The 15,103-nt window shown below is 70.9% G+C and carries 15 protein-coding genes; 9 read left to right on the top strand and 6 right to left on the bottom strand.

What is annotated here, in order from left to right:
* Positions 1 to 5: 5 nt before the first annotated feature.
* A complete protein-coding gene (locus ASF28_RS08095; RefSeq protein ID WP_056089966.1) occupies positions 6 to 998 on the top strand; it encodes an aliphatic sulfonate ABC transporter substrate-binding protein in 993 nt (330 codons plus the stop codon).
* 201 nt (positions 999 to 1,199) lie between these two features.
* Here the strand turns inward: ASF28_RS08095 and ASF28_RS08090 are convergent, their stop codons facing one another.
* The 4 genes from ASF28_RS08090 to ASF28_RS08075 are packed head-to-tail and all read right to left on the bottom strand — an operon-like array spanning position 1,200 to position 5,109.
* On the bottom strand, positions 1,200 to 2,246 hold the full coding sequence (locus ASF28_RS08090; RefSeq protein ID WP_056089963.1) for a sulfate/molybdate ABC transporter ATP-binding protein: 1,047 nt from the start codon (positions 2,244 to 2,246) through the stop codon (positions 1,200 to 1,202).
* A 4-nt stretch (positions 2,247 to 2,250) separates the two neighbouring features.
* Positions 2,251 to 3,129, bottom strand: coding sequence for a sulfate ABC transporter permease subunit CysW (cysW, locus tag ASF28_RS08085; RefSeq protein ID WP_056089960.1), 879 nt, complete (start codon positions 3,127 to 3,129; stop codon positions 2,251 to 2,253).
* Positions 3,122 to 3,979, bottom strand: coding sequence for a sulfate ABC transporter permease subunit CysT (gene cysT / locus ASF28_RS08080; RefSeq protein ID WP_056089958.1), 858 nt, complete (start codon positions 3,977 to 3,979; stop codon positions 3,122 to 3,124). The genes cysW and cysT overlap by 8 nt, the downstream gene beginning before the upstream one ends.
* A 56-nt stretch (positions 3,980 to 4,035) precedes the next feature.
* The gene (locus tag ASF28_RS08075) at positions 4,036 to 5,109 is read right to left on the bottom strand and encodes a sulfate ABC transporter substrate-binding protein (protein WP_056089956.1); all 1,074 of its coding nucleotides are present in this window, start codon (positions 5,107 to 5,109) and stop codon (positions 4,036 to 4,038) included.
* 1,047 nt (positions 5,110 to 6,156) lie between these two features.
* Between ASF28_RS08075 and ASF28_RS08070 the strand changes: the two genes are divergently transcribed.
* The 3 genes from ASF28_RS08070 to ASF28_RS23565 all read left to right on the top strand — a co-directional run bounded on the left by ASF28_RS08070 (position 6,157) and on the right by ASF28_RS23565 (position 9,154).
* Complete coding sequence (locus ASF28_RS08070) at positions 6,157 to 8,526, top strand: putative bifunctional diguanylate cyclase/phosphodiesterase (protein ID WP_056089952.1); 2,370 nt, start codon at positions 6,157 to 6,159, stop codon at positions 8,524 to 8,526.
* 148 nt (positions 8,527 to 8,674) lie between these two features.
* Positions 8,675 to 8,911, top strand: a complete 237-nt coding sequence (locus ASF28_RS08065) for a DUF6894 family protein (protein ID WP_056089948.1) — start codon at positions 8,675 to 8,677, stop codon at positions 8,909 to 8,911.
* 114 nt (positions 8,912 to 9,025) lie between these two features.
* Positions 9,026 to 9,154 (top strand): hypothetical protein, encoded by a 129-nt coding sequence (locus ASF28_RS23565; RefSeq protein ID WP_274533114.1) that lies wholly within the window; start codon positions 9,026 to 9,028, stop codon positions 9,152 to 9,154.
* 39 nt (positions 9,155 to 9,193) lie between these two features.
* Here ASF28_RS23565 and ASF28_RS08060 read toward each other — a convergent pair whose 3' ends face one another.
* Together ASF28_RS08060 and ASF28_RS08055 are read right to left on the bottom strand one after the other, a co-directional pair.
* Positions 9,194 to 10,528, bottom strand: a complete 1,335-nt coding sequence (locus ASF28_RS08060; protein WP_056089945.1) for a flavin monoamine oxidase family protein — start codon at positions 10,526 to 10,528, stop codon at positions 9,194 to 9,196.
* Between the two features lie 69 nt (positions 10,529 to 10,597).
* Positions 10,598 to 11,575 carry a Kelch repeat-containing protein gene (locus tag ASF28_RS08055; protein ID WP_056089942.1) on the bottom strand — a complete coding sequence of 326 codons (978 nt, stop codon included), beginning with the start codon at positions 11,573 to 11,575 and terminating at the stop codon, positions 10,598 to 10,600.
* A 219-nt stretch (positions 11,576 to 11,794) separates the two neighbouring features.
* On the opposite strand from ASF28_RS08055, the gene ASF28_RS08050 reads away from it, so the two are divergent.
* The 5 genes from ASF28_RS08050 (at position 11,795) to ASF28_RS08030 (ending at position 14,972) form a co-directional block, all read left to right on the top strand.
* Positions 11,795 to 12,511, top strand: a complete 717-nt coding sequence (locus ASF28_RS08050; RefSeq protein ID WP_056089939.1) for a sulfate transporter family protein — start codon at positions 11,795 to 11,797, stop codon at positions 12,509 to 12,511.
* 192 nt (positions 12,512 to 12,703) lie between these two features.
* Entirely contained in the window at positions 12,704 to 13,846 is a 1,143-nt protein-coding gene (locus ASF28_RS08045) for a complex I NDUFA9 subunit family protein (RefSeq protein ID WP_056089936.1), read from the top strand.
* A gap of 20 nt (positions 13,847 to 13,866) precedes the next feature.
* Positions 13,867 to 14,235 carry a fluoride efflux transporter CrcB gene (gene crcB / locus ASF28_RS08040; protein ID WP_056089933.1) on the top strand — a complete coding sequence of 123 codons (369 nt, stop codon included), beginning with the start codon at positions 13,867 to 13,869 and terminating at the stop codon, positions 14,233 to 14,235.
* A 255-nt stretch (positions 14,236 to 14,490) separates the two neighbouring features.
* Positions 14,491 to 14,652: a hypothetical protein gene (locus ASF28_RS22840; protein ID WP_162239966.1), complete on the top strand. Its 162-nt coding sequence runs from the start codon at positions 14,491 to 14,493 to the stop codon at positions 14,650 to 14,652.
* On the top strand, positions 14,649 to 14,972 hold the full coding sequence (locus tag ASF28_RS08030) for a hypothetical protein (protein WP_056089928.1): 324 nt from the start codon (positions 14,649 to 14,651) through the stop codon (positions 14,970 to 14,972). The genes ASF28_RS22840 and ASF28_RS08030 overlap by 4 nt, the downstream gene beginning before the upstream one ends.
* The last annotated feature ends 131 nt before the right edge of the window (positions 14,973 to 15,103 follow it).

Below are 15,103 nucleotides of genomic sequence, written 5' to 3'. Positions count from 1 at the left end.
TGTCCATGCCACGCGCCACCGCCCTTACCCTGACCTCTGGAAGATACGCTCCGTTCAACGGCTGGATGCTTTTCGCCGCTGCCCTTACGCTCCTTGCGCTCTTCAGCCCCCAGGCCCGTGCCGACGAGAAGGTGATCCGGATCGGCTACCAGAAGTACGGCACCCTCGTGCTGCTCAAGGGCAAGGGCCTGCTGGAAGAGCGGCTGAAGCCGCTGGGCTACCGCGTCGCCTGGTCGGAATTTCCGTCGGGGCCGCCCCTGATGGAAGCCCTGAACGCCGGGGCCATAGATCTCGGCTCGGCCGGCGAGGCGCCGCCGATCTTCGCCCAGGCCGCGAGCCGCGACCTCGTCTACGTCGCCCACGAGCCGGCCGCCCCACGCGGCGAGGCCATTCTGGTGGCCGCCGACAGCCCGATCCGCACCGTGGCCGACCTGCGCGGACGGACCATCGCCCTCAACAAGGGCTCCAACGTCCACTACTTCCTCGTGCGCGCCCTGGAGGCGGCGGGGGTGCCCTACGACGCGGTGAAGCTGGCCTTCCTCGGCCCCGCCGACGCGGCGGCAGCCTTCGCCCGCGGCTCCGTCGAGGCCTGGGCGATCTGGGACCCCTACCTCGCCTCGGGCGAGCGGGCGACGGGGGCCCGCACCCTCGTCACCGGCGAGGGCCTCGTGCCCAACCGCCAGTTCTACCTCTCGCGCCGGCCCTTCGCCGACGCCCCCGCCAACCGCGCCGTCCTCGACACCACCCTGGCGGCCATCGGCACCATCGACGCCTGGGCCAAGGACAACACCGACGCCGTCGCGGCCGAGCTCGCGCCGTCCGTAGGCATACCGGCCCCGATCCTCACCGTCGCCCTCAAGCGCCTCACCTACGGCGTCACGCCCCTCGACGCCGGCACGGTGGCCGACCAGCAGGCCGTGGCCGATGCCTTCCACCGCCTCGGTCTGCTGCCCAAGCCCCTGGTGGTGTCGGACGCCGTGTGGAAGCCGGGCACCTGAGCTTCGGTACACGCGAAGGGGTTGGTCGCAAACGAAAGGGCGAGGGAATGTCCCTCGCCCTTTCGTTTGCGCCGCGCCCATCGGGGATTCCGAAGGGCGAGCCCTTCGGCGGGTGTCGGGCAGAGCCCGACGAAGCAATCCAGGGCTCCGCCCTGGACCCGCGAAGGGCTGGCCCTTCGAACCCGGATACCCCCCCGGGGCTTACCCGGCGAAGACGTGTCCGGCGAGGATGCGCAGGCCGACTTCGCGGCCGGCGGGCAGGCGGGCGGTGTCGGAGGCTTCCACCACCACGGTCTTGCCCTCGATCCGGTCGACCTCGATGCGCTGGCGGCCCTGGCTGCGGTAGGACGAGCGCACGGTGCCGTGCAGGTGCGCCTCGCCGGCTTCCGCGAACTGGAGCTGCCACGGCCGGGCGTAGAGCTTGACCGGGCCGACGAGGCCGGGGGGCGCGACGACGGGCGTGAGCCGGCCGTCGACCCGGACCTCGCCGCCCTGGGCGATGGCCTCGACCTCGATGGTGTCGCCCAGGAACTTCAGGACCGTGGCGGAGACCGGCGCCTCCTGCACCTCGTCGGGCGTGCCGATCTGCTCGAGGCGGCCCTTGGCCAGCACCGCGACGCGGTCGGAGAGTTCGAGGGCCTCGTCCTGGTCGTGGGTGACGAAGATCGTGGTCTGGCCCGTGCGGTCGTGGATCTCGCGCAGCCACCGCCGCAGATCTTTTCGGACTTGCGCGTCCAGGGCTCCGAACGGCTCGTCCAACAGGAGCACGCGTGGTTCCACGGCGAGCGCCCGGGCGAGCGCGATGCGCTGGCGCTGGCCGCCCGAGAGCTGGGAGGGATAGCGGTCGGCGAAGCCCGAGAGCTTGATGAGATCGAGGAGATCGCCGACCCGGCGCTTGATCTCGGCCTTGGCCGGGCGCTCCGAGCGCTTCCGGGCGTTCAGCCCGTAGGCGATGTTGTCGGCGACGCTCATGTGCTTGAACAGGGCATAGTGCTGGAACACGAAGCCCACGGCGCGCTGCTGCACGGGGAGCCGCGTGGCGTCCTCGGCGCCGAACACGATGCGGCCGCGATCGGGAAAATCGAGGCCGGCGATGATGCGCAGGAGCGTGGTCTTGCCCGAGCCCGAGGGGCCGAGCAGGGCCAGGAGCTCGCCCGCCCGCACGTCGAGGGAGAGGTCGTGCAGGACCGCGGCCGTGTCGAAGGTCTTCGACAGGTTCTCGACGCGGATGGCGGTGGAGCCGGTCACGGGGTCAGTGCCGGCGCCCGGACGCCGCGATGTCGCCGGCGTAGCGCCATTCGAGGAGGGATTTGAGGCCGAGTGTGACAAGAGCGAGGCCGGCAAGGAGGGAGGCGACGGCGAAAGAGGCAACGAAGTTGTACTCATTGTAGAGGATCTCCACGTGGAGCGGCAGCGTGTTGGTGAGGCCCCGGATGTGGCCCGAGACCACCGAGACCGCGCCGAATTCACCCATCGCGCGGGCGTTGCAGAGGAGCACGCTGTAGAGCAGCCCCCAGCGGATGTTGGGCAGCGTCACCGTCCGGAAGGCGTGCCAGCCGGACGCGCCCAGGGTCAACGCGGCCTCCTCCTCGGCGGTGCCCTGCTCCTGCATGAGCGGGATGAGCTGGCGGGCGACGAACGGGAAGGTGACGAAGATCGTCGCCAGGACGATGCCGGGGATCGCGAAGATGATCTGGATGTCGTGCTCCAGCAGCCACGGGCCGATGAGCCCCTGCGAGCCGAAGACGAGGACGTAGATCAGGCCCGAGACCACCGGCGAGACCGAGAACGGTAGGTCGATGAGGGTCACGAGCAGGTTCTTGCCGGCGAACTCGAACTTGGCGATGGCCCAGGAGGCCATGATGCCGAAGACGAGGTTGAACGGCACGGCGATGGCGGCCGTGATCAGAGTCAGGCGGATGGCCGCGTGGGCGTCGGCCTCGTGGAAGGCGGCGAGATAGGCGTCCCAGCCCTTGGCGAAGGCCTGAACGAACACCGTCGCCAGGGGCAGCACCAGGAACAGGGCGAGGAAGACGATGGCCACCGCGATGAGGAGGCCGCGCACGAGGCCGCCCTCGGTGACGACGCTGGCCGGCTGGTGCCGGGGCAGGTCGGTCGCGATCTCAGACATAGCCGAATCTCCTGCGGCTCCAGGCCTGGATGAGGTTGATGGCGAGCAGGGTCACGAACGAGATGCCGAGCATGATCGTCGCGATGGCGCAGGCGCCGCCGTAATCGAATTCCGAGAGCTTGATGACGATGAGGAGCGGGGCGATCTCGGAGACGTAGGGCAGGTTGCCGGCGATGAAGATGATCGAGCCGTACTCGCCGACCCCGCGGGCGAAGGCGAGGGCGAAGCCCGTGAGCACGGCCGGGATCAGGGGCGGCAGCACCACCCGGGTCAGGGTGTGGAGGCGGCCCGCCCCGAGGGTGGCCGAGGCTTCCTCGATCTCCCTGTCGATCTCGACGATGAGGGGCTGCACGGTCCGCACGGCGAACGGCAGGCCGATGAACACCATGGCGATGTAGATGCCCACCGGCGTGTAGGCGGCCTCGATGCCGAGTTTCGCCAGCTGCGCACCCACGAGGCCGTTCGGCGCGTAGAGGGAAGCCAGAGCGATGCCCGCGACGGCGGTGGGCAGGGCGAAGGGCAGGTCCACCACCGCGTCGACGATCCGGCGGCCGGGAAAGTCGTAGCGGGTCAGCACCCAGGCGACGAGGAAGCCGAACACCGACGCGGTCAGCGCCGCCAGGGCCGAAACGCCGAAGCTGACGCGGAGCGCCGAGGCCACGCGGGGATCGGTGGCGACCTCCCAGATGCCCGAGAATCCGAGCCCGGAGGCGCGCACCACCAGGGCGGCCAGGGGCAGCAGCACGACGAGGCTGAGGCAGGTCAGGGTGTAGCCGAGCGTCAGGCCGAAGCCGGGGATGACGCTCGGCTGCCGGAAGCGCCGTCGCGGGCGCAGGGGAGGCTCTGCCATGGGAGGGTCCTGAAGGTTGGTCTTTGTCCCTCCCCTCTTTGCGGGGGAGGGTGAACTTACCGTCCGGCCTTGCTCAGCTGGTCGAACAGGCCGCCGTTGTCGAAATTCTTCTTCTGGATGTCGTCCCAGCTGCCCTGGAGATCCTCGATCTTGAACAGCTTCACCTCGGGCAGCTGGGCCAGATGCTCGGGCTTCGCCGCCGCCCGGTTGAGGGGGCGGTAATGGTGCTTGGCGAAGATCGCCTGGGCGGCATCCGAGTAGAGGAATTGCAGGTAGGCCTCGGCCTGTTTGCGGGTTCCTCGTCTGTCGACGTTGGCGTCCACCAGGGCGACGGGCGGCTCGGCGTAGATGGAGGTCGGCGGCACCACCACGTCGAACTTGTCGCGACCGAACTCGTCGAACACGAGGTAGGCCTCGTTCTCCCAGGTCGGCAGCACGTCGCCGAGGCCCCGCTGGGCGAAGGTCACCGTGGAGCCGCGGGCGCCCGTGTCGAGGACCGGCACGTTCTTGTAGAGCTCGCCCACGAAGGCGTTGGCCTTGTCGGCGTTCTTGGCCTCCTTCTCGTAGGCGTAGCCCCAGGCGGCGAGGAAGTTCCAGCGCCCGCCGGCCGAGGTCTTGGGGTTGGGGGTGATGACCTTGACGTCGGGTTTGACGAGGTCGCCCCAGTCCTTGACGCCCTTCGGATTGCCCTTGCGCACGAGGAACACCACCGTGGAGGTGTAGGGCAGGCCCTCGTTGGGGAGCTTGGTCCGCCAGTCCGCCGGGATCTTCTTGGCCAGCCGGCTGATCGCGTCGATGTCGGAGGGGATGCCGAGGGTCACCACGTCGGCCGGGATGCCGTCGATCACCGTGCGGGCCTGCGAGCCGGAGCCGCCATGGGAGGCGCGCACGGTCACGGTCTCGCCGGTCTTGGCCTTCCAGTCGGCACTGAAGGCGGCGTTGATGTCCTTGTAGAGCTCGCGCGTCGGATCGTAGGAGACGTTGAGCAGTTCGCTGTCGGCCCGGGCGGGCCCCGCCAGGAAGACGGGCCCCGCCAAGAAGACGGGTCCGGCCAGGAGAAGGGCCGCGGCGAGGCGGGCGGACAGGGTCAGGCTCCGCCGGCCCGGGGTCGGATGGGTCTCGCTCAACATCTGTCGCCTCTCGAAAACGGGCCGTGCGGAATCCTGGATCGACCGATCCACGGCAAGGTTTTCGTTCGATATAACGAACGTTGTCAACCGCGCGATGATCCGTGCCGCGTCGGGATATGGCGGTGAGGGACCGAAACTCCAGGCGTTCCGCGTAGATTCACCCGGCGAAGGAAGGATTTTTTGCGAATCGATGGTTCGGGAGGCGATCTCTTCTCCCCCGTTGCGTTCTTCAGGAAGAACATTTTTAGACGATCTCGCCTCCGCGAGATCGCTTCGTCGCGTCCCGATCCGCAGAAAATCGTGACATGGGATCGTGGCATGCGAACGTGACATGCGAACGGGCGATGAGAAAAGTTCTCCGGTCCAGGCGACCGCCGGCGAGGCCGTGGGAGCCATCGGCACCGGCGTGGTGCGCGCCCGTTGCGGCCCGCCGTCGATCGATCTCCGAACGGGGGATTGCCCGTCCGCGCAGAGGCGCCGGCACGGCGGTCGAGGCACATGGGGGCCTCTCCGCGAATCAGCGGAACGCCGCCGGCCTCTGAAAACTCGGTCCGGCATGATGCGCGGGGAGGAGAGGCCGTCGCGCTGGATCGGATATTCGATCCAGTTCTTCGCTCGATCTTGATGTCGTCTTGTTCGCCCGCGTCAAATCAACGTCGCTATCGCCGGTGGTGCCTCCGGAGGACGTGTTGGACAGGGACTGACCTGTCGCTGCCGACGCATCGGCCCTGTCCGCCGAGGTTCCGGCGGTAAATCCGGCTTCGCGCGTAGGTCTCGACAGGATCGACCCGCGTCCGTCCTTTAACGATCCTTCAAAGGACCGGATTCTAAGGTTCCGCGTCGCCCTCCCATGGACGGCGGACATGACACCGGAACGGGACCTTCCGAATGCCGAGTCCCTTTTCACCCGACCATCGGGGAGCCCTCTTCGGGAGGGGCAAGCCGGTCTCCATCCTGCCGGGAAATCCCCGTGAAGTGGGACGTCCCCGTGAACCCGCGCCCGATACGCGGGTCCCCGCATTCCGGCACGCGGCCTTCGATCCCGCCGTGTCCGGCGCAGCCCCGGGGCGGACCGCCCTACCCGACCGGTACCGGATCGCCCTGGCGACGGGCCAGCTCGGCGAGACCCTGCCCTTCGCGCCCTACATCGCCCTGACCCATGTGGTCGTGGCCGTCACGGTCCTGCTGCTGTTCTGGGGCGATGCCCCGACCGCCTATCTGCTGGCCCTGCTTGCCGGCGCGGTGGTGCCGGCGGCGGCCTGCCTCGCCGGCGCGGGCTTCTGCCGCCGTGCGCGCCTGTCCGCGGCCCGGGTCGGGACGGCGCATGCGGCGGTGCGCCTCCTGGCCCTGACCCTCGGCCTCGCCTGGGCCACGATGCCGGTGGCCCTCTTCGTCCGGGCCGATGCCGATCACAGCCTCTACGTCGTCGCCCTGTGCGCCGGACTGATGGCGACGGCCTACGCCCTCGGCCCGATCCGCCATGTGGCGACCCTGTTCGTTCTGCCCGTGGTCGCCGGCGGCTTCGTGGCGCTGGCGGCGCGCGGCGACGACGTCTCGCGGACCCTGGCGATCCTGTTCGTCGTCTATGCCGCCTTCGTTCTGTTCACCACCGGACGCATGGCGCGCCTCTCGACGGGACGCATGGTCGATCGCCTCCGGGTCGCCGAGCAGAACGAGACCATCGGCCTCCTGCTCAACGACTTCACCGAGAACGCCAGCGAGTGGCTGTGGGAGACCGGCCCCGACGGCCGGTTCCAGAACGTCTCGCAACGTCTCGTCCAGATCTCGGGCCAGTCCGCGGCGCAGCTTCTGCAGGCCCCGTTCGAAACCCTGCTCCGGGGTGCGAAGACCGCCGGCGCGGAGATCGAGGGCGCCCGCCCCGCCCCCGGCGCGGCGGCGGCCGAGATCATCGCCCTCGTGGCCGGGCGCCAAGCGTTCCGCGAACGCGTCGTCGAGGTGGGCATCGCCGGAGCGGCCCAATGGTGGCGCCTGAGCGGCAAGCCCCTGTACGGCCCGTCCGGCGAGTTCCTCGGCTTTCACGGGATCGGCGCCGACATCACCGCCGCCCGCCAGTCCGAGGCGCGGATCGCCTACCTGGCGAGCTACGATTCCCTGACGGGCCTCGCCAACCGGGCCCTGTTCCAGGACCTGGCCTCCATGGAATGCGAGCGGGCGGAGCGCATGGGCGTGACCTGCGCCCTGCTCTATCTCGACCTCGACGGCTTCAAGATCGTCAACGACACCTTCGGCCATGCCCTCGGCGACGCGCTGCTGACCCGGGTCGCCACCCGGCTCGCCGCCCTGGCCCGGCCCGGCGACCTCGTGGCGCGCCTCGGGGGCGACGAGTTCGCCATCCTGCACCCCTGCGCCGACGCGGACGACGCCCTCGCCCTGGCCCGCGCGGTGATCGGGCAGATCAGCGTTCCCTACGTCATCGACGGCGTGCAGGTGGAGATCGGCGTCAGCATCGGCATCGCCCTCGCGCCGCACGATGCCACCACGCCCGAGACCCTCCTGGGGCGGGCGGACCTCGCCCTCTACCGGGCCAAGGCCGCCGGCCGGGGCGAGGTGTCGGAATTCACCCCCGATCTCGAAGCCTCCGTGCTCAAGCGTCGGGACCTCGAAGTCGATCTCAAGCGCGCCATCGCGCAGGGCGAACTCAGCCTGCACTATCAGCCCCTCGTTGGCCTCGTGCGGGGCGAGGTCCGCGGTTTCGAGGCCCTGCTGCGCTGGACCCGCGATCCCGGCGGCCCGGTCTCGCCGGCGGATTTCATCCCCGTCGCCGAGGCGTCCGGGCTGATCGCGGTGATCGGACGCTGGGTGTTGCAGGAGGCCTGCCGGGAGGCGGCGCGCTGGCCGGAGCCCATCCGGATCGCGGTCAACATCTCGCCGACGCAGTTCCGCCACGCCGACTTCGTCCTCGACGTGTTCCAGGCCCTCGAGGATAGCGGCCTCGCACCGGACCGCCTCGAACTCGAGATCACCGAATCGGTGTTCTTCGAGATGAACGGCACCACCGTCTCGAACCTGAAGGAATTGCGGGCCCTGGGCGTGCGGATCGCCCTCGACGATTTCGGCACCGGCTACTCGTCCCTGAGCTACCTGATCCGGTTCCCCGTCGACAAGATCAAGATCGACCGCTCGTTCATCAACGAGATGGGCACCCGCCACGAGTGCCTGGCGATCATCGAGGCGATCCTGACGCTTGCCCGCGAATTGTCCATCACCGTCACGGCCGAGGGCGTCGAGACCGTCGAGCAGGCGGCCATGCTCCGGGCACGGGGATGCGACGACATCCAGGGCTTCCTGTTCAGCCCGGGCCGGCCGAGGGCCGAGGTCGACGGCCTGATCGCGGCCCTGCCCGGCCGGTTCGCGTCGATCTTCTTCGCGGCTCCGGAAGCCCGCGCGGCGGCCTGACAACCCCTGGCGATGATCCCGTTCGTCGGGATCATCGGGGCCGGCGGAGGGGCGCTGCCACCATCGAAACCGGCATCATCGGGCATATTTAAGAATCACCGCACGCTATCGTACGGCAACGCGAAATGATGTTTCGCGTTGGACAGCGATGCCCCGTTTCTTCCTGCATATCCGCGACGGCACTGTCCTTGTCGAAGACGAGGAGGGAGGCGACTTCCCAAATGTCGAGGCCGCCTGTCGGGAGGCTGTTCTGGCCGCGCGTGAGATCCTCGCCTCGAAGCTCGTCGCGGGCGAAGAGGTGGACGGCCAGACCTTCGAGATTACCGATGAGAACCATGTGGTGCGTGCCACGTTTCCCTTGAGAGACGTTTTGAAACTGAAGTGAACGGCCGGAATGACAGCGCTTTTCTCGCGAATCTGGACGCCGCGATCCGACAAGTGCCACCGGACCCCGTTTCGAACGGGTGTCGACCGGGCCCTGGCCGATGCGTTTCCGCCCATGGACGACGACGCGCTGCCGGACAGGATCGGGGCGGCGCTGGTTCGCCTGGATCGCGCCCTGCACGACATCCGGCCCGGTTCGTCGGGCGGGGGCGAACCGTCCGCGGCGTCGTCCGAGGCGCATTGACGCCGCGGCCCCGCGGGTGAGGCCGCCCGGACGACGGCCTCACGCCGCGTCGGGCGTCCGGGTCCGTTCCCCGGAGGAGCGAAGCCGGCCGGCGACCTCCGCCCCCGCCCGCAGGCCCTCCGCATAGGCACCCCCGGCGGTACCCCATTGCAGACGCGACAGGGCCTCGCCGGCGAACCAGATCCGCTCGCCCACGGGCGCCTGCAACGCCTGGCGGGCGCCGGCATGGCCCGGCGGCACCACCGCCCAGGAGCCGCGCGACCACGGGTCGTGGCGCCATTCGCTGACCACCGGGATCGACAGGTCGTGGAGGGCGCGCGCGCCGAAATGCTGTTCCAGGGCCCGCCGGACCAGGCGCCGCGCCCCGTCCGGCCCGGCCCGGCGCGCGTCGAGGGCGGCCGTCATGGCGTAATCGAGCTCGAAGTAGTGGAACGGCGTGCCGTCGATGCGGGTGAGGAGCCCCGGCACGGGATGGTGCCCGCCGACGAGGCTGGCGAGGCGGTCGTTCCCCCGGAACGGGCAGGACGGCCAGTGCAGCACCGCGTGCTCGTAGAGTCCGACGGAGAAGCCGTCGAGGGCCGCCGCCACCGCAGGCGGCAGGGCCGGGGTGAACAGCGACGCCCGCCGCAGGACCATGGTGGGGATCGTCACGATCACAGCCTTGGCCGAAAAGGTCCCGCCGCCGGCGCAGGCGACGCGCACGCCCGGCCCGGTCCAGTCGAGGCCGGTCACCGGCGTGTCGAGGGCGATGGGCAGCCCCTGCGCGAGGCGGGCGAGGTAGCCGCCGTAGCCCCCGGCGATGAAGCGGTTGTCGCCGTACTCCATGCTGGGGAAATCCTGGAGGGAGACCTCCCCGAGGGGCCGGCCCGAGACGAGGCCGTGGACCCGTTCCACCCGCCGGCCCCAGGGCCCGAGCCCCGGCGGCAGGGCACTGGCGGCGGGGCGGTCCGGCCCGCCGCGCGCGGCGCCGTCGGTCATGGCCCGGTCGGCCACCGTGAAGGCGCGGCCGAGGGCGGCGGCCTCGGACGGCCGTCCGGGCCGGCGCCCGACCCGGACGTGGCTCTCCTGGGCGGCGATCCGCAGGGGCTCGCCCCGTGCCTCGGCGAGGCGCACCAGGGGATTGATCGGTCCCGCATGGAGCCAATGGGCGCCGAGATCGACGGCGTGGCCGCGCAGGGCGGCCGTCGCCACCCGTCCGCCGACGCGGCCGCGGGCTTCGAGCACCGCCACGGCGATGCCGGCCCGGTCGAGTTCGCGCGCCGCCGCGATCCCGGCCGCACCGGCGCCGATCACGATCACCTCCGGCTCGGCCGGCAGGGGGACGAAGCGCGGCGCGATGCTGGGCGGCAGGCTGTCGTGCTCGGGTCTGCGCATCGGGGCGTCCGGGGCTCGGGTGGGAGGCCGGCCTACCAGAGGCCGGCGATGCGCGGCAACGCGCGAGGGTCAGCGCCGGGCCCCGTCCCCGGGGGCGAGTCCTTCGGGGTCGTGCATTTCGGGGTCGAGCACCTCGACGCGGTCCGAGCGGTCGCCCCCCGGATTCGGGCTGCCCACCAGGGTGTGGATGCGCCCGGCCTGGACGATGGCGCCGAAGCCGTGGCGCGGCGTCGGCAGGGGCGTGCGCCGGGTCCAGGCATCCCGGGCCGGATCGTAGGCCTCGACGGCGCCGAAGGTGCGGGCGTTCGATTCGCCCCCCATCACGAAGACCTCGCCCCCGAGAACCGCCGCGGCGGCGCCGCTGCGGGCCGTCGGCATCGGCGCCCCCGTGCGCCAGCCGTCGGTGGCCGGGTCGTAGATCTCGGTGACGGCGAGGTTGCGGTCGGGATCGCCGTCCATGCGTCCGCCGATGGCGACGAGGCGGCCGCCCACGGCCTGGACGGCGAGGTGGTCGCGCTGGGTCGGCAGGGGCGCCGCCGCGCTCCAGGCATCGCGCGCCGGATCGTAGACCGCGTGGCCCGACGCGTTGGCGCCGCCCGAGACGCTGCCGCCGACCACGTGGATGCGGCCGTCGATCACCGCCGCCCCGCCGGCCGCGCGGACGGAGGGCATCGGCGCCCGCGGGCTCCAGGCATCGGCCTTCGGATCGTAGGCCCAGACCCGGTCGCTCGCCCGCCAGCCGGTGCCGTAGCCGCCGAACACGTAGACGCGGTCGCCATGCCCCACCGCCATGGCGTGGTGGATCGGCGTGGGGAACGGCGCGCCCGTCCGCCACCCGCCCGTCGCCGGATCGTAGATGAGCAGCCCGGTCGCCCCGTTGTAGTCGCCGATCACGTAGGCGCGGCCGGCGAGTTCGGCGACGGCCACCTCCGAGCGCGGGGCGGGGGCCGGCGCGGCGCGGCTCCAGAGTCCGGCCGTCCCGGACTCGTGGGCGCGCACGGGCAGGGTGCCGACAGCGATGGCGAGGGTGAGGATCAGGGCACGCATGATGTCCGCTCCGGTGGGCCGCCTTGAGTCCGAACGCGCCGCGAGGGTCGATGGCTGCGCGGGATCGGCCCGTGCGGGCACGCCCTTGCCGGCCCGGACGCCCTTCGCTTGCCCGGACGCCCTTGCGTCCGCCGGCGCGCGCCGCCAAAACCTCCGGCGAACGGGCGGCGGGGGCGACGCCCGGCACCCATCGACACGACCACGGGATTCGCAACGGTCATGCTGTTCAAGGCTGCCTTCGCCGCCCTCCGGCAGGTCTTCTCGCCGCCCCTGCGGGCGATCCTGTGGAAGTCCCTCGGACTCACCGTCGGCCTTCTGTTCGTGGTCTGGGCCGGGCTCACCCGGGCGATCAACTGGTTCCTGTCCCAGCACCACCTCTCCGTGGACTATCCCTTCCTCGATACCCTGGCGGTGTTCTTCGCGGGTGCGGGCCTGTTCGTCGGCCTCGCCTACGTGATGCCGGCCATCTCGATCCTGGTGGCGGGCTTCTTCCTCGACGACGCGGCCGAGATCGTCGAGCGCACGGATTTTCCCGGCGATCCCCCGGGCACCGCCCTGCCGCTCGGCCGGGCGATGCTCTACGCCGTGCGCTTCGCCGGCCTCGCCCTCCTGGTGAACCTCGTCGCCCTGATCCTGTTCTTCGTGCCGGGCGTGAACCTCATCGCGTTCTTCGGCGCCAACGCCTACCTGCTCTCGCGGGAGTATTTCGAGCTCGCCGCCGGGCGCTTCCGGCCCCTGGACGAGGCCGGCGCCATGCGCCGCCATTTCGGGCCGACCACCCTCACCGCCGGTGCGCTCCTGGCCGGCCTCATGGTGGTTCCGGTGCTCAACCTGCTCACCCCCCTGTTCGGCATCGCCCTGATGGTCCACGTCCACAAGGGCCTGAGCCGGCGCACCCCGCTGGCTCCGCCCGAGACGCAGGCACGCCTGCGCTGAGGACGGCCCGCCCGTGACAGGCCGGCGCTTTTCGTGCGCCCACGGCTCCCCCACCGGCCGGAACTGTCCTAGATAGTCCCCGTCGAGGCCGAACCGGTTTCGGCACCCGTCAAGGACCGGCGCGGACCCGTGCCCCGATCGGGGTCACGGCAGGGCGCACCGGGGCCGCTTTTTCGAGACCTTAAGAGCGCGATGACCGGCTTCGAGACCCTTCCCCTCACCCGCCCCGCCGACCAGCTCGTCACGGTGTTCGGCGGCTCCGGCTTCCTCGGCCGCCACGTGGTCCGGGCGCTCGCCAAACGCGGCTACCGCATCCGGGTCGCCGTGCGCCGGCCCGATCTGGCCCTGTTCCTCCAGCCGCTGGGCAAGGTCGGCCAGATCGTCGCCGTGCAGGCCAACCTGCGGTATCCCGAATCCATCGCGGCGGCGGTCCACGGCTCGGACGTGGTGGTCAACCTCGTCGGCATCCTGCAGGAGACCGGGCGCCAGAGCTTCTCCCGGCTCCAGGCCGACGGGGCCGGCGAGATCGCCCGCGCGGCGGCCGCCATCGGCGCCCCCCTCGTCCACGTCTCGGCCATCGGCGCGGATGCCGATTCGCCCTCGGCCTATGCCCGCACCAAGGCGCTGGGCGAGGCCCGCATCCGCGAGGCCGGCGGCGACCACGTCGTCCTGCGCCCGTCCCTGGTGTTCGGACCGGGCGACAGCTTCTTCAACCGCTTCGCGGCCCTGACCACCGTCCTGCCGGTGCTGCCGCTCGCCGGCGCCCAGACCCGGTTCCAGCCGGTCTATGTCGGCGACGTCGCCGAGGCGGTGACCCGCGCCGTCGAGGGCCGTGTGCCCGCCGGCGCGGTGTACGAACTCGGCGGCCCCGAGGTCGCCACCCTCGAGGCCCTCGTGCGCTACATGCTCACGGTCACCATGCGCCGCCGCAAGGTCCTCGACCTGCCCCTGCCCGTCGCCCGCCTGCAGGCACGGGCCCTGGAGATCGTCGACACCCTCACCCTCGGCCTCCTGCCGGATTCCCTCAAGCTCACCCGCGATCAGGTCACCCTGCTCCAGACCGACAACGTCGTCTCCGACGCGGCCAGGGCGGAGGGGCGCACCCTGGAAGGGATCGGCCTGCAGCCCACCACCATGGAAGCGGTGGTGCCCGGCTACCTCTGGACCTTCCGCAAGGCCGGCCAGTTCGCCAAGCCCCGGGTCGCGGCCGAATCCGAAGTGCCCGAGACCCTGGCTCCGGTGCCCTACGTGCCGTCGAAGCCGAGCGGCCCGGCGCTGGGCCCCGACGCCACCCGGCCGAGCCGGATGGGGACCCGCTGGGGCACCCGCGGCTGACGCCCTCCAGGGCCGCCGCCATGGGGTTCCTCCTCGTCTTCCTCGGATCGGGTATCGGCGGCATGGCCCGCCACGGCGTCGGCCTCGCCGCCGTGCGCCTCGGCTCGACCTTTCCGTTCGGCATCCTCGCCATCAACATCGTGGGTTCGACCCTGATGGGCGTCCTCGTCGGCTGGTACGCCATGCGCGGCGGCAGCCAGCCCCTGCGCCTGTTCCTCGCCACCGGGGTGCTCGGCGGCTTCACCACGTTCTCGACCTACGCCCTCGACGGAATCCTCCTCCTGCAGCGCGGCGAGACCGCCGCGGCGCTGGCCTACATCTTCGGCTCCGTCGGCCTCGGCCTCGGTGGCCTGCTCCTCGGCCTCATGGCCATGCGGGTGGTCCTGTAGGGCGCCGCGATTTTTTTATCGAACCCGCCGTGCGGCCGGCCCTTCGACGGACCCGTCGCGCCAGAGCTGCACAAACCCGCGCCGGACCTCGGGTTTCATCGAAGATCTGGAATTGATCCAACTCGAAACTCCGGTCGAGAGGCTACAAGCCTTGATTTATACGCGTTCCAATCTTTCCCAATACGGTTGAAATCCAAGTTGTTGCGCCGCATTGCTGCTGTCGTCGATTCGGCGGCGGGTAGGGAGGCGATGATGATGGAACGGGCGTTGGATTGGGTCCGGGGCTACGCGCAACTCGCTTGGTGGGACGGGTCCTGCCTCGACCTGCGCCTGCATCGCTTCACGGATTTCCTCGACTTCGTCGCCGGCGCGCCGGAGCCGGCCCCGGCCCACCTCCGCCGGGGAACCTCCGCATGAACGTCCGCCCCGCCCACCACACCTGCGCCGAGGTGGTCCCGGCGGAGGACACCCTGGACGAGGCCCTGCGCCGGGCGTTCTGGCAGAGCCTCAACCGCGCTCCCCTGCCGGCCATGCACGCCCTCGAAGTGGCCGCCCGGACCCTCGGCACGCTCTACCGTCAGGTGGCGCGGGCCCACGAGCAGCCCGGCGGTTGCGGCTGCGGCTGGGAGCCCGATCCCGACTGCGACCTCATCGTCCTCGAGGCCAACCTCGCCGCCGCCCTGCTCCACCCGCCGCAGACGGACCTGATCCGCATGCCCGTGGCCGGCTCCGCCTGACGAGATATCGTCCCTTCGACGATTGCGCCCACGCGAAGACGGCGCGCGTTCGAAGACTGGTCATCCCGAAAAGATCCGGCCCTCCAAAAAATTCAGCGACGGGTTACCCTTTCCTCAGGGAGTTGCGCCGA

Origin of the sequence: Methylobacterium sp. Leaf99, from assembly GCF_001422375.1 — a bacterium.
In the GTDB taxonomy this organism is placed as follows: Bacteria; Pseudomonadota; Alphaproteobacteria; order Rhizobiales; family Beijerinckiaceae; genus Methylobacterium.
This window is presented reverse-complemented; position numbering and strand designations above follow the sequence as displayed.